At 39.9% G+C, this 24,766-nt stretch carries 21 protein-coding genes; 9 read left to right on the top strand and 12 right to left on the bottom strand.

Annotated elements, in window-relative coordinates; genetic code table 11:
- Positions 1 to 157: 157 nt before the first annotated feature.
- From eutB to NU887_RS00545, 8 genes are all read right to left on the bottom strand, one after another.
- Positions 158 to 2,275: an ethanolamine ammonia-lyase subunit EutB gene (gene eutB, locus NU887_RS00580; RefSeq protein ID WP_258421406.1), complete on the bottom strand. Its 2,118-nt coding sequence runs from the start codon at positions 2,273 to 2,275 to the stop codon at positions 158 to 160.
- A 2-nt stretch (positions 2,276 to 2,277) separates the two neighbouring features.
- Complete coding sequence (eutH, locus tag NU887_RS00575; RefSeq protein ID WP_258421405.1) at positions 2,278 to 3,357, bottom strand: ethanolamine utilization protein EutH; 1,080 nt, start codon at positions 3,355 to 3,357, stop codon at positions 2,278 to 2,280.
- A gap of 149 nt (positions 3,358 to 3,506) precedes the next feature.
- Entirely contained in the window at positions 3,507 to 4,052 is a 546-nt protein-coding gene (locus NU887_RS00570; RefSeq protein ID WP_258421404.1) for a pyridoxamine 5'-phosphate oxidase family protein, read from the bottom strand.
- Between the two features lie 150 nt (positions 4,053 to 4,202).
- The gene (locus NU887_RS00565) at positions 4,203 to 5,435 is read right to left on the bottom strand and encodes a DUF3999 domain-containing protein (RefSeq protein ID WP_258421403.1); all 1,233 of its coding nucleotides are present in this window, start codon (positions 5,433 to 5,435) and stop codon (positions 4,203 to 4,205) included.
- Complete coding sequence (locus NU887_RS00560) at positions 5,419 to 7,788, bottom strand: DUF2339 domain-containing protein (protein ID WP_258421402.1); 2,370 nt, start codon at positions 7,786 to 7,788, stop codon at positions 5,419 to 5,421. The genes NU887_RS00565 and NU887_RS00560 overlap by 17 nt, the downstream gene beginning before the upstream one ends.
- Positions 7,789 to 7,965: 177 nt before the next feature.
- Positions 7,966 to 8,592, bottom strand: a complete 627-nt coding sequence (locus NU887_RS00555) for a hypothetical protein (protein WP_258421401.1) — start codon at positions 8,590 to 8,592, stop codon at positions 7,966 to 7,968.
- A 567-nt stretch (positions 8,593 to 9,159) separates the two neighbouring features.
- Complete coding sequence (locus NU887_RS00550) at positions 9,160 to 10,023, bottom strand: NmrA family NAD(P)-binding protein (RefSeq protein ID WP_258421400.1); 864 nt, start codon at positions 10,021 to 10,023, stop codon at positions 9,160 to 9,162.
- Positions 10,024 to 10,039: 16 nt separating this feature from the next.
- Positions 10,040 to 10,366: a winged helix-turn-helix transcriptional regulator gene (locus NU887_RS00545; RefSeq protein ID WP_258421399.1), complete on the bottom strand. Its 327-nt coding sequence runs from the start codon at positions 10,364 to 10,366 to the stop codon at positions 10,040 to 10,042.
- Positions 10,367 to 10,456: 90 nt separating this feature from the next.
- On the opposite strand from NU887_RS00545, the gene NU887_RS00540 reads away from it, so the two are divergent.
- Complete coding sequence (locus tag NU887_RS00540; protein ID WP_258421398.1) at positions 10,457 to 11,092, top strand: NAD(P)-dependent oxidoreductase; 636 nt, start codon at positions 10,457 to 10,459, stop codon at positions 11,090 to 11,092.
- 142 nt (positions 11,093 to 11,234) lie between these two features.
- On the opposite strand, the gene NU887_RS00535 is transcribed toward NU887_RS00540, so the two are convergent.
- Positions 11,235 to 11,843 carry a zinc-ribbon domain-containing protein gene (locus NU887_RS00535; RefSeq protein WP_258421397.1) on the bottom strand — a complete coding sequence of 203 codons (609 nt, stop codon included), beginning with the start codon at positions 11,841 to 11,843 and terminating at the stop codon, positions 11,235 to 11,237.
- Positions 11,844 to 12,240: 397 nt separating this feature from the next.
- On the opposite strand from NU887_RS00535, the gene NU887_RS00530 reads away from it, so the two are divergent.
- The 6 genes from NU887_RS00530 (at position 12,241) to NU887_RS00505 (ending at position 17,504) form a co-directional block, all read left to right on the top strand.
- Positions 12,241 to 12,810: an RNA polymerase sigma factor gene (locus tag NU887_RS00530; RefSeq protein WP_258421396.1), complete on the top strand. Its 570-nt coding sequence runs from the start codon at positions 12,241 to 12,243 to the stop codon at positions 12,808 to 12,810.
- Positions 12,803 to 13,555 (top strand): hypothetical protein, encoded by a 753-nt coding sequence (locus tag NU887_RS00525; protein ID WP_258421395.1) that lies wholly within the window; start codon positions 12,803 to 12,805, stop codon positions 13,553 to 13,555. The genes NU887_RS00530 and NU887_RS00525 overlap by 8 nt, the downstream gene beginning before the upstream one ends.
- Before the next feature lie 29 nt (positions 13,556 to 13,584).
- The gene (locus tag NU887_RS00520; RefSeq protein ID WP_258421394.1) at positions 13,585 to 14,610 is read left to right on the top strand and encodes an outer membrane beta-barrel protein; all 1,026 of its coding nucleotides are present in this window, start codon (positions 13,585 to 13,587) and stop codon (positions 14,608 to 14,610) included.
- 25 nt (positions 14,611 to 14,635) lie between these two features.
- On the top strand, positions 14,636 to 15,433 hold the full coding sequence (locus NU887_RS00515; RefSeq protein ID WP_258421393.1) for a hypothetical protein: 798 nt from the start codon (positions 14,636 to 14,638) through the stop codon (positions 15,431 to 15,433).
- Positions 15,434 to 15,446: 13 nt separating this feature from the next.
- Entirely contained in the window at positions 15,447 to 16,382 is a 936-nt protein-coding gene (locus NU887_RS00510) for a DUF4097 domain-containing protein (RefSeq protein ID WP_258421392.1), read from the top strand.
- A 234-nt stretch (positions 16,383 to 16,616) separates the two neighbouring features.
- Positions 16,617 to 17,504, top strand: coding sequence for a dienelactone hydrolase family protein (locus NU887_RS00505; RefSeq protein ID WP_258421391.1), 888 nt, complete (start codon positions 16,617 to 16,619; stop codon positions 17,502 to 17,504).
- 466 nt (positions 17,505 to 17,970) lie between these two features.
- On the opposite strand, the gene NU887_RS00500 is transcribed toward NU887_RS00505, so the two are convergent.
- Entirely contained in the window at positions 17,971 to 19,695 is a 1,725-nt protein-coding gene (locus NU887_RS00500; RefSeq protein ID WP_258421390.1) for an AIPR family protein, read from the bottom strand.
- 194 nt (positions 19,696 to 19,889) lie between these two features.
- Positions 19,890 to 20,762, bottom strand: coding sequence for a 3-keto-disaccharide hydrolase (locus tag NU887_RS00495; protein ID WP_258421389.1), 873 nt, complete (start codon positions 20,760 to 20,762; stop codon positions 19,890 to 19,892).
- An 82-nt stretch (positions 20,763 to 20,844) separates the two neighbouring features.
- Between NU887_RS00495 and NU887_RS00490 the strand changes: the two genes are divergently transcribed.
- Both NU887_RS00490 and NU887_RS00485 read left to right on the top strand, forming a co-directional pair.
- Entirely contained in the window at positions 20,845 to 21,348 is a 504-nt protein-coding gene (locus tag NU887_RS00490) for a DUF6265 family protein (protein ID WP_258421388.1), read from the top strand.
- A 114-nt stretch (positions 21,349 to 21,462) separates the two neighbouring features.
- On the top strand, positions 21,463 to 23,931 hold the full coding sequence (locus NU887_RS00485) for a DUF3857 domain-containing protein (RefSeq protein ID WP_258421387.1): 2,469 nt from the start codon (positions 21,463 to 21,465) through the stop codon (positions 23,929 to 23,931).
- Here the strand turns inward: NU887_RS00485 and NU887_RS00480 are convergent.
- On the bottom strand, positions 23,928 to 24,731 hold the full coding sequence (locus NU887_RS00480; protein WP_258421386.1) for an endonuclease/exonuclease/phosphatase family protein: 804 nt from the start codon (positions 24,729 to 24,731) through the stop codon (positions 23,928 to 23,930). The genes NU887_RS00485 and NU887_RS00480 overlap by 4 nt on opposite strands.
- Positions 24,732 to 24,766: the final 35 nt, after the last annotated feature.

Genomic DNA, 24,766 nt, shown 5'->3' with positions numbered 1-24,766 from the left:
CTTCTATTTTAAGAGAAAGTAACCAGATTAAACTTGCCTTCCCAAATGTTGCAGAAAGATTCCCTATAAAACTAAAAGAATTTTTTATAAACCCAATCCATCAAATGGACTTTTCCTCGGATCTCATTCTTCATTAAAAATTCATCATTTTTCATTATTACACCTTTCCCAACCTCACCCCTGTCCCTCTCATTTCGATGGCTTTGGCAATGATGCGGAGGATTTCTTGGGCGGCGGATTGTGGGGATTTTCCTTGGGGATGGATGCCGCAGACAGCGGTGGTCAGGCTATGGTCCATATCCGGATCAAAAATCGAAAAACCTTCCGGACTTTTGCCGTAGGTGATGTAGGTTGAAAGTTGGTTGAGACCGGTACCGGGACGCTCTCCGATGAAGTGAACAATCAGGTCGGGTTGAAGGATTTGACCGATATGGTAGCCTGCCCTTACCCTGCCATTTCGGACGATGATGTCATGCCGACTATAGTTGAAATGTGTTCCGTAAAGTGATTTCTTCAGCGCAGGAAGTACCTGACGGAGGTGTTCGCTGATTGCATTGGCATTCAATCCATCGGAAATGACAAATTGGATTTTCGGTTTTATTGGCAATTCCTTATCTAATTTTATCAGTTCCTGTGTGCTTTCTTTACTGATTTTTTCCCCGCTTCCCGGATGGGCAAGGTAATCCTCCCGGTCTTTGGACTCGGTATGGACATAGACAGGGGATTCGCAGCAGTCCCGAATCACAGCAGCATCAAGCCCTGCAAAAAGGGCTTTCCTCGCATGGGAGAAAAGTCCATCAAGGCGCTTGGTTACAAAATCAGGGTCTTCATTTTGATTGCTTACACCAAAACCCAAGTCGCAGCCTTTTTCGTGCAGGTTCTTGATTTTCTTTTTGGCCTCAAGTTCCAGGTCTTCGGTGGTTCTTTTTTCAACTCCGGCTTTGATGTATTGGGAATAAAGTTTTGCGATTCGGTCTGCGCTTGGATCAGTATTTCCCTCTTCAGTCAAGGCTCCAATTTCAACCAAACGCTTTTGAAAAGCTGAAGAAACCATTTTACCTGAAGACTTCCTCAACCTTGGATGCTCACGGTAAGAAGTGGTGAGGTAGCCGAGCATAGGATCTGCTTTTCCTGCCACTGCCATCAGGTACGCAGGGGCTGCGAGTTGCACAATTTCGGTGGTGAGTTGCTGCAATTCGGAAGGATGAATGCCCATGTGGAAAGTCGAACACACATCCAATCCCATCACCAAGCCATGGAGTTTGGACATAACAGTATCCTCTAGGCACGCGCGTCGGAGTTGAGCGCCTGTGCTGAAAACCTCCGGTCCGATAAATCCTGCCACGTCATTGACGATCATCCATTTGCCGGTTTCCTGTTTGATATACCGGGCAAGGCCATAACATCTCGCCTCCAATGTCACCATATCCACACCTTGGGCAGCACCGTTGGTAACCTCCGAACCTTGTCCCGTCTCGAAGTATAATCCCTCAAAATACCTGCACAAGTCCAACAATTCATCCACATCACAGCCCAACATCCCTTCCAAGCCTTTGGAAGTGCCTGCAAGACTTTGGAATCCCACATCGACTTTGGTGTGGGCCATAGCTGATCTTTGCTTGACCATATCGGAAAGGACACAAAAGCGCGTGGGCAGTTGGAGCCTTTCGACGATGTTTTGGAGGAGTTTTTCTGTGCGGACGATTGTCTCCAAGTCATCGCTTGCGGGGTTGAGTCCGATGATCACATCCCCACAACCGTAACAAAGTCCTTCGAGTGTGGAAAGCAAAATCTCATCCTCCTCATCTCCGGGGCTGTTTGGTTGGATGCGGCTGCCAAAGTGCCTCGCCGAACCTATGGCTGCTCCAAAATCTCCAAAAGAATTTGGGATCGGGTTAAAAATACTTGTTGCTACCTGCGACAATTCCGAATCTGACATGACCTTCACCACTGCGGCAATGGCTTCACTCGGAAGTCCGGTTGCGTAGATTTTAACCCAATCAGGACCTTTTTCTGACAGGAGAATGGATTTTAATTCTGAAATCCTCAAATGGGAGATTTCTTTCAAAGCCTTTCTGTTGAGACTTTTGGAGAGAATTTCTGTAAGCCTGTCTTCGACAAAATCGGTATTAGCGATCTGGCCGATGCTGAGGTCGGATATACGTCCTCGGGCTATCTCCCGGGTGAGTTCGTCTTGGGTTCCCCCGACCAACATGTCCCCTTCCTTGAAGGCATTGGCTTGGGCAAAAAGAGACAATAAAGAATTGGCTTCCATTTTCAGTTGTGGTTTTTAATCAGTCTTTTACTCAATATTAAAGCGAGCAGTACTGCGGTGATTCCTCCTGTCATTTTTCCCATGATAACAGGAAAAATCATATCACGCTGCACGCCTGCTGTAAATCCGAGGTGATCGCCCAATACAAAAGCGGCACTGACAGCAAAAGCGGTATTGAGGATTTTGGCTTTGGGATTCATGTCTTTGAGGATATTCAGCATGGGAATGGCATTGGCCAAAGTGGCAATCATACCAGCTGCGCCGGCCGTATTCATTCCGAGACTTTGCCCTAACTGTAAGAGCGGTTTTTCGAAAACTTTGGTCAAAAAAGCTACCATCGGAAATGCTCCTATCAGGACAATGGCGATGGAACCTACAATTTTGATCCCTTCCCAAATGGGAGTCATCCCGGGGATAACCACGATTCCGGCCAAGGTCTCGAACACAATCAATACCGTGCAAATCGTGATGAATACCATCAACCCTTTCCCGAGATAGTCAAAAAGACGGATCATCATGGTCGGGGCAAAATACATTCCTGCGGCAATCAGAAGGGAGAAAATTACGATTGGGACGAGATTGGCCAATATCATACCCAATGAAAACCCGGCCGTCAAGCCACCCACCAGACATCCCAATGGAATCGTGACCATGCCGATCATGATGCCGGAGGCGAAATAGTGTTGGTCTTCCTTTTGGAGAATTCCCAAAGCAACAGGAATGGTAAAGACGATCGTCGGGCCCATCATGGCACCCAATATCAGCCCGGCAAACAATCCTGCTTCTTCGGTCTGCGCCATTGCCATGGCCAGTGGATAGCCACCCATGTCGTTGGCGAGGAGCGTTGTGGCAAACATGGCGGGATCGGCACCCAAAAAAGAATACACGGGAACGACCACTTTGCCCAAAACATCTGCGAAAACAGGAGCAATCGAAATGATCCCCAACATCGCAATGCTCAGCGGTCCCATGGCCATAAATCCTTCATCGAACTTTTCGCCTAGACCGTACTTGTTACCAAAAATTTTATCCAAAGCACCCAACATCATAAAAAAACAACATGATGTAGATGATGATGTCATTGATTCCCATAAAGGCAGGTTTGAGTAGAGGCAATCAAGATAAGAAAAGAGAAATGGAAATTTAAAAAATAGGGGGAATTAAGTAAGTGAAATGGAAAGAGTCCAAGTCTGGAGACTTGAACTAGGCGGAGGTATGAAAAATGGCGGACTTATTCATCAAAGATTTTGGTTTCAAAGCCGTCAATACTTTTTACATTTTTTTCTGCCCAATAATTCTTGATGCCTTCTTCGCCCTGTTTGTCAGCCCAGTTAGTGAGAATTGTTCTTTCCTCTTTGAAATCCATGAGAGGAACCGCAAATCCACAGGAAGTCTGCACGAGATCAACATCCATTTCGATGATTTGTCTGGCACCGGTAAAGTCCTGAAAAAGCCGGAAATATTCTTCGAATTTTTCATCCCTATTGTGAAAAATCTGAGCTGTACCATACAACCTCAGGATCATCGGCTTACCTTCAAAGGCACAAAACATGATGGTCATCCGGTTATTTTTGAGGAGGTGGGCGGCAGTTTCATTTCCGCTTCCGGTGAGGTTGAGCCATACGATTTTGTTTTCCCCTAACACCCTGAAAGTGTCTGTTCCTTTGGGAGAAATATTTACCCTTCCTTCCTCGGCTGCAGTACCGACAAAAAATATTTTTTGCTGTTGGATAAAGTCAGCCAATTCGGGGCTGATGTGTTCTAGTCTTTTTCCCATGACATTACTCTATTTGTGGTTTGGAGATAAATTAAAGCTTCGATAACTAAATTCGAAAAAAAAGTAGACCACAAATTTAACTTTAAAAATTTAAGCATATTATTCGCGGCTCTAAAAACCAGAAGTAAACCTGAATTTTTGCCAAAGCCTTTATTCCTTTCTCATCATTTTTATCGAAAACCATCCCAAGACTAAAATTATCAACCCCATTATTACCCATAACCATGCTTTGTTTTCAAATAGCGGAGTTTTCTTGGGCACTTCCTCCTTTGCTATTTCCAATTCATTTCCCAATTCCAATGACGACAGCATCTTTGGAACGTTATCCGGGAAGCGCTCAATGTCGTAATCCGGCTTGTTTGCATTTTCATTTCCATAAGTCAAAAAGTATTTGGCATTTTCCGTAAACCGGGCAGTTAATTCATGAACATATCCCTTTACCAGTATTCCGTCAATGGTCAGGGGCTGATTGTCTTTGTTATCAATAAGGATTTTTAATTTTTGGACTGTCGTACTGTTAAACTTCAATCCTTTTTTATTGATCGAATTCAGGGTTCCGGATGTTAAAGTGCGGAAGGTGTAACTCCATCCTTTTTCCGTTTTTACGGAATCAGCAAGGTATTTAACTGTTATTGGTCGGTAGTAGTCAAAGGAATTTTTTACCTCAAAGTTCAGAAAACTGACCGGGACGGGCATGTTTAATTCAATATCAATTTCGGTCTGCTTGGTATCTTTATTTTCTTTTTTGTCTATTCTCTTGATAGGATAATCTTGATAATCGGCTTCTGAAATTTCTAGCTGGGAAATTCTTGCCGAGATCAGTTCAGGTTTTTCTTTGCTTTCAATTTGCAATCTGAAATATTGATACTTTGAGCTAGGAAACGTCAACCTTGTAAATTGAAAGTCTTCTATTTCGTTTTTGATGGACAGAATCCGGTAATTTTCAAGGACTGTAAACCAATCATTCAGATTTTGGCTGCCTTCCAGTTTTATTCTCCAGTCAAAATTATCCTGCTTGAAATCTAGGTCGATTTGATTTGTTACTTCTGATGTAGGGATTTCAAAAGTGAAAAAATATCCATTTCCGTTGCGGGAGGAGTTGAGCGTCTTAAACACAATATCCTTACTCGTGACTACTTCAGTTTTCAATCGTAGGAGATATGGAATTTCTAAAGTGTCATTTTCTGCCGTTATGCCAAATATTCTGATGTCGGTCAATTCATTTGATATTTTCCCGAAAACAGAGTCCGTCAAAACAATTTTGTGCCATTGCCCGGAGATTCCTTTTAATTCACGCTTATACTTGAACTCCCCCATTTGGCCAAAAGCCAAAGAACAATTCAAGAAAAGCATGATGATGAGCAGCTTAATTATCAGTTTCATTTTCGGAAATTAAATGTTTGTACTTATTATATAAAAATGAAATGACTAACAGCAAAACCCCTAACGATACAAACACGATTGTTTTTGCAATGGTATTGAGGTGGGAAATGTCGTAGAAAAACAATTTTATCAACGTAATGCCAAACAATGCAATTGCACCGATTCTAATGGGCTTGTTCTTTTTCCAAATCCCAAATGCAATTAAGAAAAGTGAATAAGAGCCCCACAAAATGCTTAATCCGAGCTTATAGGATTGTTCTGATTTCAAGATGTCCACCCAGTTTAGCAATTCACTGCTCGCTATCCATAATATGGTGATATGCAACAGGAGTTCAAATGATATTCTAAAGTTTGGATGTTGAAAAACCTGCTTGATATATAAATAACAAGAAAAAAGACCAAGGGCCACAAACAGAAATGAAAGATACCTTATCCATAAATTGATGGTTCCGATATGGTAATATTGGGATAAGGTCTGTTCCAAATAGCTTTCCCGAAGTTCACTCAGCACATACAGGCCTTGAAATAAAAAAGAAGCTAGAGCAAATACTATCAACACAAGATTCAACAACCCCAAATTTTTGTTCTTTAATTTTTTAAGATTTACAAAAGATAAAATTGAGACAAAAAGCAGGGAATAATTGATTGTCCAAATTGTCTTAAAGCTAATTAAATCATAATTCCAGTAAGTGTCGGGGTAAGCTTGGCCTTCGGAATTGATTTCAATGGCTGAATCGGTAAAGAGTTGGTTCCAATAAGTTGTGATTTCCATTACAAAAGCGTAGTAAATAGTGAAAATCAGAATCCCGGGAATGATAAATGAAAAAATGTTTGCCGTTCCTTTTTGCCTTTGGAAATGAGGTTGGCTGGTCTTATTCAGGATATTGATGAACACAAATGCTGCAATAAACAATACGGAGGTAAGGAAATTCACATTAAACAGTGGTGTAATCCTTGATTCGGGAATGTCCGGAACATAGGAAGCATACCCATCACTCCAATCTTGGATAATGCTGAAAAAAGCCAAAAACATCAAAGGATAGGAAAGTTTTTCATAAAAGGAAACTTGCTTAGTCCTACCGATCCAAAACAATAAAGCAGCTTCTCCTGCCCATAATAAGGTCACCCAATTGCCGTCAAGCTGTACAGGAAATGCCAGGGTAATGAAAATAAGTACCAGTCCTGTTATCAGATTATGGATGTTTTTGTCTGCAAGTTTTTGGCGGTAAATGATGACACTCACTACAAAATGAACAAGTGCATTGACCAAAGTAAATAATCCCAAAAGCTCTTTGCCAATTTGATGATCATCAAGAAGGGCGAAACCTAACCCATAAAAAATAAATGAATTGATAATTACCAAAATGACATCAGGGATGGCAAATTTTTCTTTTTGAAGAAGTTTATATCCAAGAAAGGTCATATAGAATATGACAAAAAATAATGAAAGAAAGACAAAAGCCAATTCAAAATGCTCGGTTGGTTGAAATTGGACAATATACCAAGACAGGTATATCAGCCATGTCAAACCAAAAGAAACGAAGTAAAGCGCTTTCCAATATTTCTTTAGTGCAATGGCCAGGATTCCAATGTTTAGAATTGACATGTAGGTAAATAGAACAGCTACTTTGCCAGAACCATCACTCAATAAGAAAGGAACAGCATAAGCACCTACCAGCCCTATATGAGCAATTATTTGTCTGCTGTATTGTAATGCGGCGATTACTGTAAAAACCGTAAAAACGACCATGATGGAAAAAGCCGCCAATTGGGGAATCAAGCCATATAGTGCAAATGCAAAATAAGTAATGAAGTATAAAATCGCCATTGCGCCGCTTACCAGGACGGCGCTGAAGTTTTCATACTTACTTTTTAATTTAATGCCAAAGGCCAACAATCCCAAGCCAAATACATACCCCAGGATAATTCTGGTAAGTGGGCTAATCAAATCATTTTCAATCGAGTATTTGGCACCGATTGCCACACCGATTACAGTGATGGCTATTCCTATTTTATTGATTAAATTTTCTCCTATAAACTTTTCTATATCCGATTTCCTTTTTGCTACCTCGGGGATTGGCAGAAAAGGCCGGATTTCCGGTTCGTACTTTTTCTCTACTATTGGATTGGGTTGGGAAGGGATAGTTTCACTGTTAATTTGAAAATCAGCATCGATTACAGGTTTGTCCGGATTGGCAGTATTACTTTCAATTACAGGAACCTGACCGTTAGCTTTGAGCTTGTTTAATTCTATTCGCAGTGTATTTATTTCATTTGAAAAGTCCTCCTGTCTTTTCAAAAGAGTGTCCAACTTCGCAAGGAGTTGGTTGATTTTTTCATTGTTATCTGACATAACTGTGACCGGCTATCTACACTATAGTATTATGTATGAGATATTCGCATTTCTATGCTTATTCCGTATTCCTAGTTGCATTTCGAGTAATGGTGAATTTTGGTCTTTTTTAAAGGAAAAACCCAGGCTAATAATACTTGGACAAGTATGGGAGGAGATCAGACAATTCTTGGCTTTTCAATCCTTTTTAAACTTCGAGTTTCTAAACGCCATTAGAAGTTCATCCCTATATTTGTCGTTGTTGTAGTTAATATTCACTCCAAAGTCAAAACCATTGATCAGTCTGCTATACATAATTTGGCTCAAAATAAATTTCCCATTCGGGCTATAAATAGTAAAACTATATTTTTGAAATTCCAGACCATCAATTACTTCCGTTGTGGTAGCAGAAGAATCTGCTTTTATTCCCTGGTCTAAATATGTCAAATAAATAATCTCTTTAAGCGCTGCACTATTTTCTTCCCATTCACCCTCGTACTCCACCTTAAACGGTTCTGAAGTCGATTGAAAAATATTGAATAGGTCTTTTTGAATTGAAATCAGATTTTTTAATCCGCTATAGTCTACCTCTGCATCCATTGTTTCTTGTAATGCTTTTAGACCTTTTTCGTTGTTTTCCTTTGTTTTTTCTTTTTCTACCACCGCCCAACCAGTTGGAATTTCCATTTTCCATCCGATTTCATTACTTGTATAGGTATTTCCCTCGATTTTCCCTTCATCAATATTCTTATTCGGGTCAACTTGCCCGCTTGAAGCCAAAGCAAGGGAAATGCTCAAAACAACTGTAAATAGAATTTTTTTCATCCTTTTTCTTTTATGATTTGATATCCGCTGGTGTACTCTTTTATTCTTTGGAATTGGTCGGCAGGAAAGACCATTTTTTCTTGAATTTATATTTCACAAACAGCACAATTTAGCAAAATCAATCAAGGATTTATCTCTTCAAAAAAAAATTACTACAAGAAGATTTTTTAAGCTAAGGACTTGACAAAAGAGTTTTTTTTTGGATCAAAAAACCGGGATTTATTAAAGAAAAAATCACCATAAAACCTCGAAAGAAATCTGTTTCCTACAGGGTTTTGAAATATTATTTGGAAAAAAAGCTTTGATAAAGGTCATCATACATAGACTGTAGAGTCGCAGTCTATTTAATAATGTTGGTAGCAAATCGATTTTCAAGCTGCATTAGGTCAAGTTCAAGGAATTCCTGAAGGTGTTTTGAAAATGAACGTGACTGAAATGCTATTTCGTCTTTCCTATCGGTCCATTTAAGTATCCATTATTTGGATGAAAAATTCAGGATGGGATTTTAATTCCCGTCAATATTTTGGAGGATTTAAACCAAAAAAAGAAACAAGAAAGGAATCTTCATCAAGTCAGTAGGTTTCGGTTTTCTGAAATAAATTGGGCAAAAGTCCTTGGTTGTCTTCCGGTGATTTTAGCCACCCAATCTGTAGTTTCGGGTTCTTTTTGAAATCTCGGAAAATAATGAAGCATGATCATCACAAGAATAAACATCGTAGGCATATTTTCCTTCCTTTTGGTCAAAAAGAACCTCATCAAATTAGGCGATTGGAATTTAATTTGAGTTCCTAAGCCATTGCTTAAAATCTTTGCCATCTGAGAAAATGTTAACTTTTCCCCATTGGTCAAATCGTAAGATTCATTGATGTGCTGCTTTATATTTATCAGGATATTGGCAGCTACCTCCCCAATATCCATCACATCGATCAGCGTAAATTTTGATTCTCCAGCAGGAAGAAAAATCTGCTTTTTGGTTACTAAGTCTTTGCGAAGCGTAGTTGTAAAATTTTGCATAAAATAAGCAGGTCTCAAAAAGGTATAATTTATTTTGCTGCCAACTATCATCTTTTCAATTTTATGGTGTGGTATTATTCTGCTGTTTTCCACACCTTGGACCGATAAAAAAACGATGTGTTTTACACCTTTATCTTGACAGGCATCAATGATCGGTTTGAAATATTTTTCTGTGTCTGATATTTGAGGCGGTCTCAGCAAAAAAAGAATATCACAGTTTTCCAATGCCGCCTCGCAAGTTTTGAAATCCATAAAGTCAAATTTCAAAAGGCTTGTTTTTAGCCCCTCCAAACTGATTTTATCAGCCTCCACATTCCTCACGCCTGCATAAAGGTCCAGCTGATGGTCAATATTTCGCAAAGAACTCAAAACTGCTTTGCCTACACTTCCTGTCGCACCTGTTATTACAACTTTCATTTCCTATCTGAATGGCTTACATGATTTGATTTTCATATTCTTGGGCATAGCTTCTCATTTCCGCTATAAGGGGCATTACTTTTCGGCCAATTTCAGAAAGGCTGTATTCTACTCTAGGGGGTACTTCTCCAAAGTTTTTACGTTCTACCAATTTGCTGTCAATAAGGTTTTTTAATTCCTGTATAAGCATCTTTTCACTGATATCAGGAATTTGTCTTTTAAGCTCCGACAACCTCAAGGGCTTTTCAAACAATTGATAAATGATCAGAAGTTTCCATTTTCCACCCACCAATTCAAGTGTTGTTCTGATGGGACATCTTGCTTCTACTTTTATTGTTTCCATTTTTATACTTACAAAAAGGTTAGTACTTATATAATAGGCATGTACTTCAAATGTACGTAAGTTTGGATGGTAATCATATCAATCAGTCAGATGAAAAAAATCGCATTGTTTGGAGCAACAGGTCAAACAGGTCAAAAATTCTTGAAAATTGCCCTGGAAAAAGGATATAGTGTAAAAGCTTTGGCCCGTGACAAATCAAAACTCAACAACCAAAGCCCATTGCTAACTGTCTTTGAAGGGAACGTGTTAAACGCGCAGGATGTAAATAAGGTGGTCGAGGATTGCGACATCGTAGTCAGTCTGTTTGGTCATGTCAAAGGCTCCCCGGAGTTGTTGCAAACCAACGGAACAAAAAACATCATTAATTCGATGCTGGAATTTAATGTTGATAAAATCATTTCCCTATCGGGTGGAGGATTGCCTTACCCTGAAAAGGACAAACCCAAATTTGTGGATAAATTAATTAGGACAATAATGAAGATTGCTGTCCCCAAAGTGTTGAATGATGCGATTGCTCATGCAGATGTACTGAAGGCTAGCGGCAAAAAGTGGGTGATAGTAAGAGCACCAAGACTCACCAATGAGGCCAAAACCGGTCGCTACCGGATAGGATGGGTTGGAGTCAATGCCAGCACAAAAATCAATCGCTATGATTTGGCCGATTTTATTTTATCCCAGGTTGAGGACGAGGATTTCAATTTTCAAATGCCTTTTGTCAGCCTATAGGGCTGTAAATTCTTTGGATTGACAGCACAGTTGGCAGGTCAAGTCTCAATCCATGAAACAATCTACAGGAATTATAAATAGGTCCTTCCGTTTAGATTATGGCAGTCTTTGCTAATAATGGGAATTCAGAATCTGACTTTTGTTATTTTCTTTCAATGTCCATTATTTCCCCATCTTCTACCATCATTTTAAGATCTGTTTTAAGAATCGGGAACGTTTCTCCTGAAAATGACTCATCTCTTCTGATTTTAGAGTCCGAAAGTCCCCGTCTTTTGTTGGTCTCATATTCATTTAATAAAACAAAAACAGTATCACCTTCAATATTTTCGACTTTGTATAAAGTATACTGTTTGTAGTCGATTTTTATTTCATAAATATCTCCGGCTTGTGGTGAGGCAATTAACATCAAATTTTTCTCCTCCCTTTGCTTACTCACGATTCCTCCCAAAATAAAAAAGAAAAAAAGTAAAATAATCCCTGAAAAAGTCCAGACCGGGGTTTTTCCTTTCTGTTTTAAGATTTCAAAATTACTTCTGAGGTAAACAGGAAATTCTTTCTTTTCAAGAACTTGCTTACAATGGCTGCATTGCGTCAGACCTGTTTTTCCGATCGGGAAAAATGGAATCCAAAATACATGTGCATATTTTTGGAAAACAGTCATCTGAACACTGTTTTGGGTTCCGCAGTTTGCGCATTTGTCTTGGATTGTTTCTGTTGCAACTTCTGTCGCTTTACTTCCAAATACCACCATTTTTGTTAACGTTTATTATTTTTCTCCTTCTTTCAGAACAGGATCATTATGGATGTAAAACTAATTTGAGGAGGGTCATTTTCAAAATATTTCCTAAGAGAGTCAGAAATAATTATTTAAATGATTTCAATTATTTTGGAGAGCACCATTTTTTGGCAAAATTCAAAAAAACAGTACACATTGGCCTGGTATAAAAGCGATAATCAAAAAGCAGCAACTGTAAATCAAATAGAAATTTTAGACCTTTTTTCCATTGATAATCAGATATAAAAAAGAAACTTAAAGACTTCTCTCTGGAATGGCTTTAAATCTTCGAAAAAAAAATTTAACCTTTTTTCACATTCCGGTGCAACCTATTTTTACTTACCTGTATCTACCTATTCGAAAGCCAACAGCAATGTTATTTAGAAAAACTTTTACAACTGAGTCGGACATCATCAAAGGTTGCCTGAAGGGAGAGCGAAAAGCCCAACAGCATCTCTATGAAGCCTACTCCAAAAAGTTTCTCGCCATCTGCCTCCGGTATGTCAAAGACCGGGACCTTGCAGAGGATGTCATGATTGAAGGCTTTATGAAGATCTTTGAAAAACTACCCCAATATGAAGCCAAGGGAAGCTTTGAAGGTTGGATGAAACGCATCGTCGTCACCCAATCGCTGCTTACCCTACGCAACAACCGCAACCTGAGTATGGAGGTGAATGTTGAATTCCACCTGGAAAATGCGGACAGCCCCTATGAACTTAACCACTTGGAGACTGCCGAACTGTTGGAACTGATTCAGGGATTGCCGGTGGGATACCGGACGGTTTTCAACCTGTACGCCATCGAAGGCTACAGCCACGCCGAAATCGCCGACCTACTTGGAATCACAGAGTCCACTTCCAAGTCCCAACTCAACAGGGCAAGAAATACATTGAAACAAAAAATAGCCGATCAACAAATCAAAGAAAGGAGAATCAATGGCTAATACAGATAAAAACTTCGATCAGTACTTCAAAGAAAGGCTGGCCAAGCATGAAGAAAAACCTTCCCAACTTGCTTGGGAAAAACTTGAAAGGCAACTGCCGAAAAAAGAAAAAGGAATTTGGTTTCCCATAATGGGCATTGCCGCTTCGTTGCTTCTTTTCCTTACTGTGGGCTATGTCGTATGGCAGGCCAACCTAGAAACTGAAAGTAGCCTTCCACTTACCTCAGAGCTGACTACTCCTGGTAGTGATGAAAGTTCAGAGACCTTGAAAGAAGCCATTCCGACAAACCCCGAAACCATTGAGGAATCAAAAGAAACCAAAGAAGAACAGACAATTGAATCAGACAAACCTGTTCAAACCCCAATAAAAAAATCCGTCACTATCAAGCCACAGATTACAGAAGCTCCCAAGGAATTGCTTGCAATAGCGGATAATCTGGAGGAAAGGATCGATGAGGTATTTGTAGAAACACCTGAGATCGTCATTCCCGAACTAAATGTCAATGAAGCCATTGCCCAAAACAACATTGAAGAGGAGGAAGAAGTGATGACCTACAAGATCACCATCAAGTCCAACGGAATCACAGAAAAACCTGAAAATCAGGGACTCATTGCCGGAATTGAAAATAAAGTAGATAAAATCGGAGGATTGCTCAGCAAAGTAGAACAGGGTTTTGCAGACCTGCAGGATGCAAAAGACAACTTGTTTGTAAGCAACAATACCCCCAAAAGAGAAAGAAAATAATCCACCAAAAATTGAAAACATAAACCATCATGAAAAAATACTTGCTTTTATTTTGCTTCCTCGGACTGGTTCAGTTTGCATTCGGAAGTACTGACAGGGAGTTTTTGGCTCCAAAAGATACCATCATTGTGGAGTTTGGGACTTCAGGAAAAATCGTCCTTGTCGTGGACAACAAAGAGGATTTTGAGCGGCTCAAAAAAATGAACATCAACCAGATCATTTCAGAACTTGACCTGCAGATAGACGAAAAAACCGGCGAACTTGTCGTTGTAGAAGTTTCCGGAAAAAACGGATCCCGAGAAATCGTCAAAGTCACAGAGGACTGGAACAAGACTGAAGTGTCTGTCGCTGGGATCAGGATCTTGGTAGATGAGACAAGCCCCAATACGAGGGTGAAGGTAGAAACCGGAGTGAAGAAAAAAAGTGACCCACCTTTTCGCACCTATTTTGGCTTGGACCTTGGACTCAACAACTACCTCGACAACAATGGGCAATTCCCAAAATCCACCCAACCATATGCAGTACGAGGATGGGGAAGCTGGAACGTCGGCCTCAACTTCTTTGCCAGCCAAAAGATCAGCAAAGGCTTCCGCTTTGACCTTGGAATGGGTGTCCAATGGTACAATTTCAAATTTGAGAACAGAGACTTTCAGGCCGTCAGAGGAGAGGATGCCATCGAATTTATCCAAAGAAACGATGTTGCAGGATTCAAAAGCAAAATCTCTGCCTCCTACCTCACCACGATGGGACTCTTCAAATTGGACTTCGGAAGAATGAATGACCAGGGAAGAAGGGGGATAAGGTTAGCCTTGGGTCCTTATGCAGGCTACCGTTTGGGTGGTACGAGCAAATATGTCTACCGACCTCTAGATGGTGGAGGACGCAGAAAAGAACACCTTAACACCGGAATATTCCTGAACAACTTCCGCTACGGTATCCGAGGAGAAGTCGGATTCGGCAGGGTGAATTTCTTCACCACATACGATTTCAATCAATTATTCCAAGCTGGCAAAGGTCCTGAACTGAACCCGATCACCTTCGGAATTATATTCTAACTCCCTTTTTTTGAATACTAAGCCAATGAAAACGACCACACTGATTTTAATTCCATTGCTGTTTCTGACTTCTCTGGGCTTTGCCCAGGAAGCAGATTCTGCAAGACAAGATTCGGTAAAAACTACCAACTTTACCCTTTTCAACACCGATGTCATTGTCTACAAAAATGCCGACGGTACCAATACCTGGGAATTTGTATCAAAAGGAGACCAATATTATGAATATCAATCCAAGTCAAAAAAATCTAGCAATGGACTGACTTTGGACATCGGTATCAATACCTGGATTGGGGACGATGCTGCTCCTGTTGTCAAACCTTGGGGCAGTTGGAATCCTGCGATCAATTACCACTATACCTACAAACCAAGCAAAAACTTCAACCTGAAATCAGCCATTGGAGTCAGTTGGTACAACTTCAAATTTGAGGACAGAAACCTGCAGGCATTAAGAAGTAACGGCAGTTTGGTTTTTGAGGAACATCCATCAGGCACAGGGACAAAATCAAAAATTTCGGCTTCCTATGCTAACCTGACTTTGATTCCGACCGTGCAGACAAGCAATGGTAATTTCAGCTTCGGTGTTGGTCCATATGCTGGTTACAGGTTGGGAGGAAGAGGGAAATTTGTCTACCGGGATACCAGTGGAAATAGAGCAAAGGAATTCCAAATGGGCAATATGTTTGCCGAGAATTTCAGATATGGGATTCGCGCCGAAATCACGGTGGCGGACCTTACCTTCTATATGAACTATGATTTGAACAATACTTTCCAAGAAAACAAAGGACCCAAGCTCAATACTTTGAGTTTCGGATTCGTACTTTAAAAACCAACTTACTATGAAAACAAACTTAAAATCAACATTTGCGCTGTTCCTGATTTTAGCAATGGCAGCTATCCATCCTGCGATGTCCCAAGTCCAAACCATCGTGGATGTGACCAAATCTTTTTCCGGAATATCAAGGATAGAAGTCTCCGGAGGTCAGTTGGAAGTGGAATATATCGGGGGTCCAAATACCGATGTTTCCGTGAATGCATTTTTGGAATCTACCAATCCTGATCAGGATATCGTATTTGTCACCTTGGGTGATGTGTTGAAGATTTCGCATAAGGTCTCAGGCAATAATAACTGGAACAATAGAACCAAAGGCCACATCAAAATCAGTGGGCCTGTAGGTATGAGCCTGGACATGAAAGGTGGTTCAGGATCAGTATATGTGGAGAATGTCCAAAGCTCCGAACTCAAGCTTTCAGTCGGTTCAGGGAGTGTTTCTGCCAAAGATATCAGTGCAGACATCTTAGCCAATGCCGGGTCGGGATCCATCAAAATGACAGGTATCCAAGGCAATATCAAAGGAAATGTGGGATCAGGTTCTGCCAATATGCAAGACATCAAAGGAAACATCAGTTACTCCTCAGGCAGTGGCGGCATCAGTGTAGCAGGTGTGGAGGGTCAGGTTAATGTGAGTTTGAGTTCAGGAAATGCAAAATTGGAAAACGTTTCCCAATTGGGTGAATTGAGAGTGACTTCCGGAAACGTCACTGCGACAAACTCCGGCTTGGGTTCTGAAACCAGACTGAGTGGTACATCAGGGAATTTCAAAATCCAGACTTCTTCCAACTTAAAGGACTTCAATTACAACCTCAATGCGAGCTCCGGCAATGTTTCTGTAGGAAACTCACGGGCAGGAAGAAACCTCAGCATAGATAACGGTGCAGCAACAGAAATCAAAGGAAGTATTACCTCCGGAAATATTTCCATTGTAAACCAATAACATTCTCTGAAAACCAATTTTATCTCCCGGCAGGAAGACAAGGAAAGGCAATCCAAAAAATTGCAGGGCCCTGGCTTTCTGCCGGTTTTTTTTACCCTAAAATTATTAGTGGCAGGTAAATTACACGAGCGGTTTAAACTTTTCTATCTGTCAAAGTTCTAAAGGTTACCAAGTTTATGTCTAACTTATGGTAATATTTTAATCCTTGTTTTACCTCAATCCGAATTGAACCAAATGGAACCAATCAAAAAAGAAGATTTAAGCCAAGAAATTTTTGACATGTATGACTACTATGTCCATGGCAAGATCGACAGAAGAGAATTTGTAAACCGCCTTTCGGTATTTGCTGTGGGAGGCTTGACGGTATCGGCGATTTTAGGATTTTTACTTCCCAATTATGCTGAAGCCAAGAGATTTACCCAAGATGACCCGAGATTGATTTCCTCCTATGTGGAATATGATTCTCCAAAAGGTGCCGGCAAAATGAAAGGCTTGCTTACAAGGCCTGCTGACAAAAAAGAAAAACTTCCAGGCGTCATCGTGGTCCACGAAAACCGAGGATTGAATCCGTATATAGAAGATACTGCCCATCAGGCTGCTTTAGATGGCTTCATTGCTTTTGCTCCTGATGCCTTGACGCCGTTTGGCGGATATCCCGGCACGGACGATGAAGGACGTACCATGCAATCCAAGCGTGATAGGGAAGAAATGCTGCAGGATTTTATTGCAGGCTATGAATTTTTGAAGGAGCATGAACTCTGTACCGGCAAAGTCGGCGTCGTTGGATTTTGCTTTGGGGGCTGGATTTCCAACATGATGGCTGTGCGGGTTCCTGACCTGAAAGCAGCTGTTCCTTTCTATGGCGGTCAACCCACAGCGGCGGATGTTCCAACCATCAAAGCCCCGCTTCAGATTCACTTTGCGGAATTGGACACTAGGGTCAATGAAGGTTGGCCGGCTTATGAAGAAGCCCTTAAAGCCAATAAAAAGAAATATGAAATGCACATGTATCCAGGAGTAAACCATGGTTTTCACAACCATTCCACTCCAAGGTATGACAAAGCTGCCGCTGATTTGGCTTGGGGAAGGACGATTGATTTCTTTAAGAAAAACCTCAAGTAAGCCTGAAACTTCGGTTACCAAGCCAACAAAAAAAGTCAGCGGATTCGCTGACTTTTTTGTTTTAGGGCAGGTTTGACCATATGATGGCTAATTTCACCACAAATGTTGAAATAACTTCAACGCCAAATCTACAACCCTGTGACTTGCTCCAGACCATGCGGGAAGAAAAACACTGGCTTATAGTTCAAAGGTACCTACTTGATTATGCTCCGCTATTTTCATTCCATCTGAACCAGTTTTTGTAATAAATATTTCGTCTTTAAAAATGCACTATAACGTTAAATATAAGAAACGTATCATTTTTTAGGTTGGTAACCTTCAATCATACGCCAAGCCTATTCTGTGAATTGGCTCGTATATTTCCACCTAGAGTCAATTCGCAGAATTGGAGTACTCCCTAAGGAGCTTGGACCTTTATTAACCCACTATCTAGCTATGTTTTCTCAATATAGTGCTGTAAACAGTTTTATTCTATTTCTTCAAACATATTTAATGTCTGACCAGGTTTTGGAATACCCTCCGAATCCAAAATGTGATCTTTCATTTTACGACAATGATTGAAGTTTTTAAATATAGAGAGAGGATAATTGTTATTTGGACTAACGTAATTATATGCTTTTAATAGTCTTTTAGTATAACGATCAAAATCAGATTTGAAAAAGTCTTTAAAGTAATTTTTTAAATCTTGGGATGGATCAAAGAACATTGATTTATCTGATTTATGAACTATTAAATGCGATAGTAAGTAAACTCCATGTGAGCAGATTAATTTTTCCATTGCTGGTAATTTTTTAACCTCTTTCTCAATTCGTCTAAATAAGTCTACCAGCTTTACCAATGTGTCAACTGTAAGCTTGTCATTAAATAATTGGTTATAAGGTTTTGAGTCCCATAAACGACCTATTTCTCTTTTTGCATAGGTAGAAAAATCAATGTCGTCTTGAAAGCAAGCAAGAGCAATTGTAGATTCCTCGAAATAATAATTCTCATTATCTTTTACTGGATTTTGATCATCTCTCTTTACGTGATATTTTAATCCATTAAGATAAAATTCATGTTTAAGTTTCTTTTGTTGATCATCAAGACTAATAAAATCTCTTTTCTCTATTTTGTTTTGTGTGTTACTAGCGATTGTAAGTGTTTTATCAAAATCAGCAGATGTATTTTCAAGTGAAATTATCTTAATGAATACATTCGCATTGGATACTTTCTCTGGCATTAATTTAAAGGCATATCCAATGCTGCCTACCGTTTGAGCACCATTTACTACGGTTAAATCTGTAAGCTTGAACTTTCCAATATCTCTTTTACCACTGTTATAAGGTGATTTATTGATTTCTTTACAAAGTAACGTTATACCATTATTTAAGTAATAAAATGTCTCTGGGTTTTTTGTTAAAGTGTTAATTATCTCTCGATTAATATCAGATAAACCTATAAATGATCGTATGTTTTTAGAGTATAGTCTAGTTTTATTTTTGTTAAACAACTCTGCAATTGTGCCACATGAAACAGTTCCATAGAAGGATTTAATTGGTTCATCAGTATGACCCCAATTGTATAAATCAATATCGGCATTTACAGGTTCCCCTTCAATAGAGTCTTTCAAGAAGCTGTAAGATTTAGCTAAGTTGTAATCTGTAAAGAATACATCTTCATCTGTATCATTAAATTCTTCTAGTTTATCTGTTATGAGTTCTAAGTTTTCGTCAGAAATTCTATTACCTGAATAATTAAGAATTAACCTGATTTTCACATTAGACGATAATATGATTTCTTCAATCCAACTTGATAGATCTTGGGTTTTCTGATTAAATTTATCAAAGTGTAAATGCAGTAGATCTGTTGCTCCTTTTAAAAATTTTAATACCTCTCCTTTGTCAACACCCCCTATCCCATTTTGAATCCATTTGGTTTGAACTAAGATGAGCTCACGTTGAGTCGTTGAATAGTAGATAGCATCAATTCCATTATCCGAAAATCCATCTGTTATATGCTTTTTTAAATCTAAGTACGATTCATTTGTGAATGCTTTGAGAGCATATAGGGTATAAGCACGCGTAAATAGAATATTATTAAGTTCCTCCTCACTAATATTAGGTTTTTCAGATTTAATTTCAGCTACATCAACATGAGGAATCACTTGATTTTCTAAAAGTTTTTTAATTCTATTTAATTGAAGTATGCTCATATATATTGTTGACAACGTTTAATATATTCCAAATATGTTGTATAATACTTGATTTTTAGTGATGGCCGAAATTGATTGCGGTTATTTCTGAAATATCTGATTAGTTTAGTAAATATCCAATTTGTCAATTGGACTTATTATTTGATCAAATCCTTTGGTTGAAAGATCAGTGAAAATTTGAATGGCTTTGGCTTTTACTCTTTTTTATTCAATCTCCTAATTACCTTTTTCAGTTTTTCCTTGTCTCCTTTATAAGCTGCCAAATCAAACAATTCCACTTTTCTGAAATCTATCGGATGGCTTTCACTTTGCAAAGCAATAAATCCCGACTTCAGGGGAGTTCCGTCAACTTTGACAGCAGGGTCTGATGGACTGACATTACCGCCACCGATTTCCGGATGGAAGTATTTCAAAACAGTATCCCCTTCCAAAATATGGTACACCACCGAATCACCCAACACCAAAAACTGCGCTGTCACCCATCGCTCTCCATGATAGGTTTTGGAGCTTGAATTGACACAATGCGGGGTGAATAATTCCCCATCCATGTACACGTTTGTACCGGGAGTACAAAGGTTACTCGTGGACCTTTCATTCGTCCCGTCACCGCCGAGAAATTGACCTTCAATCGAAATAGGAAAATCCTGGTCTTTCAAAATTGTTTTTGGGTCCTGACAATGTAGCATCGCTCCGGAATTCCTCAAAGCCCATCCTTCCCCACCTGTTGCCTGTTCGCCTACAAACCTGTACTCGACATTGAGCAAATAATAAGAAAAAGGGGTGTTAAAATAGATGTGGCCATACTGTTGGTCAAAAGCTTCGTAACCATCATACCTGACTTTCATAAGGCTGTCTTCCACCCTGAAGGTATTGGTAAAGTTTTCGTTTAGTTCATGTTTGGCGATTTTGATCGTCCAATCATTTAAATCTTTTCCATTGAACAGCTGAATCCATTCTCCTTCCTCTTCTTTTTCAGCCTCAGTTTTGGATGTGCTACAGCTTATGAGAAATAACAATGAATAAAGAATGAAAGCGGACCTTACCGGATTTTGACAAAGATGGATCATATTGTTTTTGAATTTAGAAACTCAATCTGAAATGGAAAATAGGGAAATATTTGATAGATTGGAATAAAAAATTCCCAACACCATGACAAATAAATCTTTCCTCCTCTTCCTGATGGCATTCCTGATTTTTGGCAAGACCTCAGCCCAAGAAGTGCTTTACTTAGACAAAGATCAAGCTGCCGGAAACGGTTCCATTCAGCAATTGGATTGGATAGTGGGATATTGGTCAGGAACTGGCTTGGGCGGTGAATGCGACGAGTTATGGCTGCCTGCTCAGGACAACAGCATGGTGGGAACTTTCAGGTTTATGATGAATGGCAGCCTGATTTTCTCCGAATACATGAACATGGTCGAAGAGGACGGCAGACTTTTCCTTAAACTCAAACACTTCAACAGGGACCTGAGCGCTTGGGAAGAAAAGGAGGAATGGACGATTTTTAAGTTTATCAAAACAGAAAGCCAAACAGCGTATTTCAGCGGGATTACTTTTCACAGGGATGGAGACGAATTGATCCTCAAACTCGCCCTGACCAATGATGGTGTAAAAAGCATTGAGGAATTCAGGTACAAAAAAACGGGCTTGTAAAGTAAAAAACTAAGCAGTTAAATAATTTTTTGAATGCATTAGGAATTTTATTTCCCAATTATTTATATTTCAAAATATAATTAGTTAAGATTCTTTATGGGGAAAATCCGATGCTTGTTTTCAATACTGCTTTTGTTCTTTTTTTCACACCTTTCATTTTCTCAGGTAAAAATCTCCCCCATTCCCGATTGGGTCAAGTCCGAACCTGAAACAGCCAACCCAACCCACAAGCCCACTGAAGGAGGATACACCTACCTGGTGTTTGAAAGACAATATCATGTTCCCCAAAAAACTTCTTTCTCCAGGTACAAAATCCAAGTACTGACAGTGGATGGAATCCAGGAAAACTCAGACATCAGCATCAATTATGACCCGACATATCAAACGCTCCATATCCATGACATCAGCATCTGGAGAGATGGAAAAGCCATCAACAAACTCAACCTTAGCGAAATAAAAACCATCCAAAAAGAATCCGGTTCAAATCAGTTTATATATGATGGCTCGCTTTCTACCATCATCCACCTTTCTGATGTACAAAAGCAGGACATCATCGAATACAGCTATTCCATCAAAGGTTTCAATCCCGTCAACAAAGATTTTTTCTCTGCCGACCTCTACCATCAACTCTATTTTCCTGTAAAAAAATTCAGGTATCGCATCATCACTTCAGCTGATAAAGGCCTCCAATATAGAAATATCGACCACCAATACAGCCCCTCAATCGAAGAGGGATCCGGGATGAAAATCTATACCTGGGAAAATGAGGCCTTGAGTCCCAAGATTTTTGACATCAATGTACCCAATTGGCTGGCCATTTATCCGATGACTTCGGTTTCAAACTTTTCCGGATGGGAGGAAGTGGTTTCATGGGCATTGCCCCTGTACCAATATGATTCACGGACGATCAGCCCGATTTCGAAGACTATCAATAACAAGGCTTTGACCGAAGAAAAAATCCCTGAGTTCATCCGCATGGTCCAAGATGATATCAGGTACCTTGGCTTGGAGTCCGGCATGAGTGCTTACCGCCCCAATGCCCCCAAGAAGGTTTTTGATCAGAAATTCGGTGACTGCAAGGACAAATCACTGCTTTTGGTAGCCTTGCTCCGGGAGGAGGGTGTGAAGGCCTATCCGCTTTTGGTAAATACCGAATGGAGAAGCGAAACAAAAGCTTTACAACCGAGTCAAAGTGCCTTCGACCATTGTGTGGTGACCTATGAATGGGAAGGAAAAAATTATTTTGTTGATCCCACCATTTCGGATCAGGGAGGATCTTTTGAAGATTCATTTTTTCCGGATTATGGCGTGGGCTTGGTTATCAAAGAAGGTGTCAAAGACCTGATAGAAATCCCAAGAGGCAAAGTACCCTACACAAAAATAAATGAACTGATTACAGTAAATGATTTTTCCGGAAAAGCAGAATATGTAGTCCGCTCTGAAATGTATGGAAGAAAAGCTGATGAAACCAGGGCCTATTTTGCAAATAAATCCAAAGAGGAAATCACCCAGGAATACATGAATTACTATGCCAACCTGTATCCGGGAATCTCCACGACCGCTGTCGTAAAATTGATGGATTATAACCGCAATGGGGAAAACCTGCTTACAGTAGAGGAATATTACCAAATTCCGGATTTTTGGCAAAAAGCAGATGACAGCACTTATGTTTATGGACAGATATATCCGATCGTATTGGAATCACTTCTGGAGCTTCCGAAGTCTGCCAATAGGTCGATGGACTATTTTGTAGGAGATGAAGAGGAATTCTATCAGACTACCCAAGTGGTACTTCCTGAAGATTGGAACATCACCCCATTTGAAAAAAACATAGAAGCAAGTGCTTTCACTTACCACAACAAAATCTTTGGGGCGGGCAATACGGTGGTAGTGGAACATTCCCTGAAACGGCTAAAAAATACCATTCCTGCCGTTGAAGTGGCGGAATTGTTGAAAAAGAAAGAGGAGGTGATGAAGGAACTTTCCTTTTATGTAACCCATACCGGAAAGCAAAAAGGCAGTTCCTCAAACTTGGGACAACTGTCGATTTTGCTTGCGCTGATCATTTCAGGTTTTTGGATTTACTTCGGTATCAAACTTTACAAAAACTATGACCCTGATCCATGGATTTATGCTGAAAACAAATCCATCGGCGGATGGCTTGTTTTGCCTACAATTGGGCTTTTTGCTACGCCTATATATCTTTTGATTACTATCATTGACATGGAGTATTTCTCCGAACAGACTTGGCTCAACGTCGAAACGCACGGAAAAGCGCTTAGATTCCTCGTTGTATCGGAAATGATTTACAATTTCTGCTTTTTGGGTTTTAATTTGGTATTGATCCTCTTGTTTTTACAGAGAAGGACAAGTGTTCCAAAGTTGATGGTCGTATTTTATGCAATCAGTATTTCAGTGACTCTGCTGGATAATCTGGCCGCTTATTTTATCAATGTAGATTTTGAAATCGAGACTAGGGAAATCGTACGGGCAAGCGCAGCCGCCATCATCTGGATTCCCTATTTCCTAAAATCTGAAAGGGTAAAGTCAACTTTCTGCAAGACTTTTCGGCCGAGAGATTAATGCCTGAGTTTAACCAGGACCGGTTTGTGGTCGGAAAATTCCACACCCAATACTTCTACGGAGACAATTTCCCAATCTTTAGCCTTTCCCAACCAAAAGTAATCAATGCGTATTTTTGGCTCTTTGGAGGAATAAGTGTTTTTGAGATTGCCAAATTCAAGTGCTGCGTCTAAAAATTCCTCAGAAAGGATCGAGTAGCCTAATTCATCAGCAGTAAAATTAAAATCTCCCGTCAACACTACCGGGGTGTCAAATTTTGAAAGGATATTTTTGAGCGCTACTACCTGTGCAGTCCTGTTTTCCACATATTGGTGGCAAAGATGAGTTCCTCCAAAGACCAAGGTCTTTCCATTTCCCAAATTCACTTTCGCCAATGCGAGACTTCTTTGCTCCCCTCCATTTGGAATGGGCAAGGAATAAGATATAAATTGGGTAGGAAACCTGCTTAAAATCCCTTCTCCGTAACCCCCTTCAGAAAAATCAATGGCTTTGGCAAAATAAGGTTTCATTCCTGTCAATTTTCCCAATTCAGCCATCAAATCCAATTTCCCTTCAGGATTAAAGTTTTTGGTCCTATTCGTCATGCTGTCTACCTCCTGCAGGGCTACCAAGTCAGGTCTGATTGTATTGATCAGTTCAGCTATTTCCCGTAGGTTGCTTTTTCCGGGATGGTATGGGTCCTCGCCATGGTAGATATTGTAAGTCAATAAAGTGATTTCTGATTTGTGGGAATGACCTTGGGCAAATAAGGCAAAATCAGAAAACATGGTTAAAAGCAACAAAAAGAAAAACTTTTTCATATCACAAAGTAAAAAAGGCATGGCAATAAAAAAAG

The organism is Aquiflexum gelatinilyticum (assembly GCF_024741135.1).
Classification (GTDB): Bacteria; Bacteroidota; Bacteroidia; order Cytophagales; family Cyclobacteriaceae; genus Cognataquiflexum; species Cognataquiflexum gelatinilyticum.
Note: the sequence above shows the minus strand (reverse complement) of the source record. Positions and strands in the feature narration are given on the sequence as shown.

What these genes read in the sequence shown, in the direction of transcription:
- NU887_RS00510 (WP_258421392.1), top strand. Translation starts at nt 15,447, where the DNA reads ATGAAAACAAACTTAAAATCAACATTTGCGCTGTTCCTGATTTTAGCA.
- eutB (WP_258421406.1), bottom strand. Translation starts at nt 2,275, where the DNA reads ATGGAAGCCAATTCTTTATTGTCTCTTTTTGCCCAAGCCAATGCCTTC.
- NU887_RS00515 (WP_258421393.1), top strand. Translation starts at nt 14,636, where the DNA reads ATGAAAACGACCACACTGATTTTAATTCCATTGCTGTTTCTGACTTCT.
- NU887_RS00500 (WP_258421390.1), bottom strand. Translation starts at nt 19,695, where the DNA reads ATGAGCATACTTCAATTAAATAGAATTAAAAAACTTTTAGAAAATCAA.
- NU887_RS00545 (WP_258421399.1), bottom strand. Translation starts at nt 10,366, where the DNA reads ATGGAAACAATAAAAGTAGAAGCAAGATGTCCCATCAGAACAACACTT.
- NU887_RS00490 (WP_258421388.1), top strand. Translation starts at nt 20,845, where the DNA reads ATGACAAATAAATCTTTCCTCCTCTTCCTGATGGCATTCCTGATTTTT.
- NU887_RS00555 (WP_258421401.1), bottom strand. Translation starts at nt 8,592, where the DNA reads ATGAAAAAAATTCTATTTACAGTTGTTTTGAGCATTTCCCTTGCTTTG.
- NU887_RS00560 (WP_258421402.1), bottom strand. Translation starts at nt 7,788, where the DNA reads ATGTCAGATAACAATGAAAAAATCAACCAACTCCTTGCGAAGTTGGAC.
- NU887_RS00530 (WP_258421396.1), top strand. Translation starts at nt 12,241, where the DNA reads ATGTTATTTAGAAAAACTTTTACAACTGAGTCGGACATCATCAAAGGT.
- NU887_RS00480 (WP_258421386.1), bottom strand. Translation starts at nt 24,731, where the DNA reads ATGAAAAAGTTTTTCTTTTTGTTGCTTTTAACCATGTTTTCTGATTTT.
- NU887_RS00535 (WP_258421397.1), bottom strand. Translation starts at nt 11,843, where the DNA reads ATGGTGGTATTTGGAAGTAAAGCGACAGAAGTTGCAACAGAAACAATC.
- NU887_RS00550 (WP_258421400.1), bottom strand. Translation starts at nt 10,023, where the DNA reads ATGAAAGTTGTAATAACAGGTGCGACAGGAAGTGTAGGCAAAGCAGTT.
- NU887_RS00540 (WP_258421398.1), top strand. Translation starts at nt 10,457, where the DNA reads ATGAAAAAAATCGCATTGTTTGGAGCAACAGGTCAAACAGGTCAAAAA.
- NU887_RS00525 (WP_258421395.1), top strand. Translation starts at nt 12,803, where the DNA reads ATGGCTAATACAGATAAAAACTTCGATCAGTACTTCAAAGAAAGGCTG.
- NU887_RS00495 (WP_258421389.1), bottom strand. Translation starts at nt 20,762, where the DNA reads ATGATCCATCTTTGTCAAAATCCGGTAAGGTCCGCTTTCATTCTTTAT.
- eutH (WP_258421405.1), bottom strand. Translation starts at nt 3,357, where the DNA reads ATGACATCATCATCTACATCATGTTGTTTTTTTATGATGTTGGGTGCT.
- NU887_RS00570 (WP_258421404.1), bottom strand. Translation starts at nt 4,052, where the DNA reads ATGGGAAAAAGACTAGAACACATCAGCCCCGAATTGGCTGACTTTATC.
- NU887_RS00505 (WP_258421391.1), top strand. Translation starts at nt 16,617, where the DNA reads ATGGAACCAATCAAAAAAGAAGATTTAAGCCAAGAAATTTTTGACATG.
- NU887_RS00565 (WP_258421403.1), bottom strand. Translation starts at nt 5,435, where the DNA reads ATGAAACTGATAATTAAGCTGCTCATCATCATGCTTTTCTTGAATTGT.
- NU887_RS00520 (WP_258421394.1), top strand. Translation starts at nt 13,585, where the DNA reads ATGAAAAAATACTTGCTTTTATTTTGCTTCCTCGGACTGGTTCAGTTT.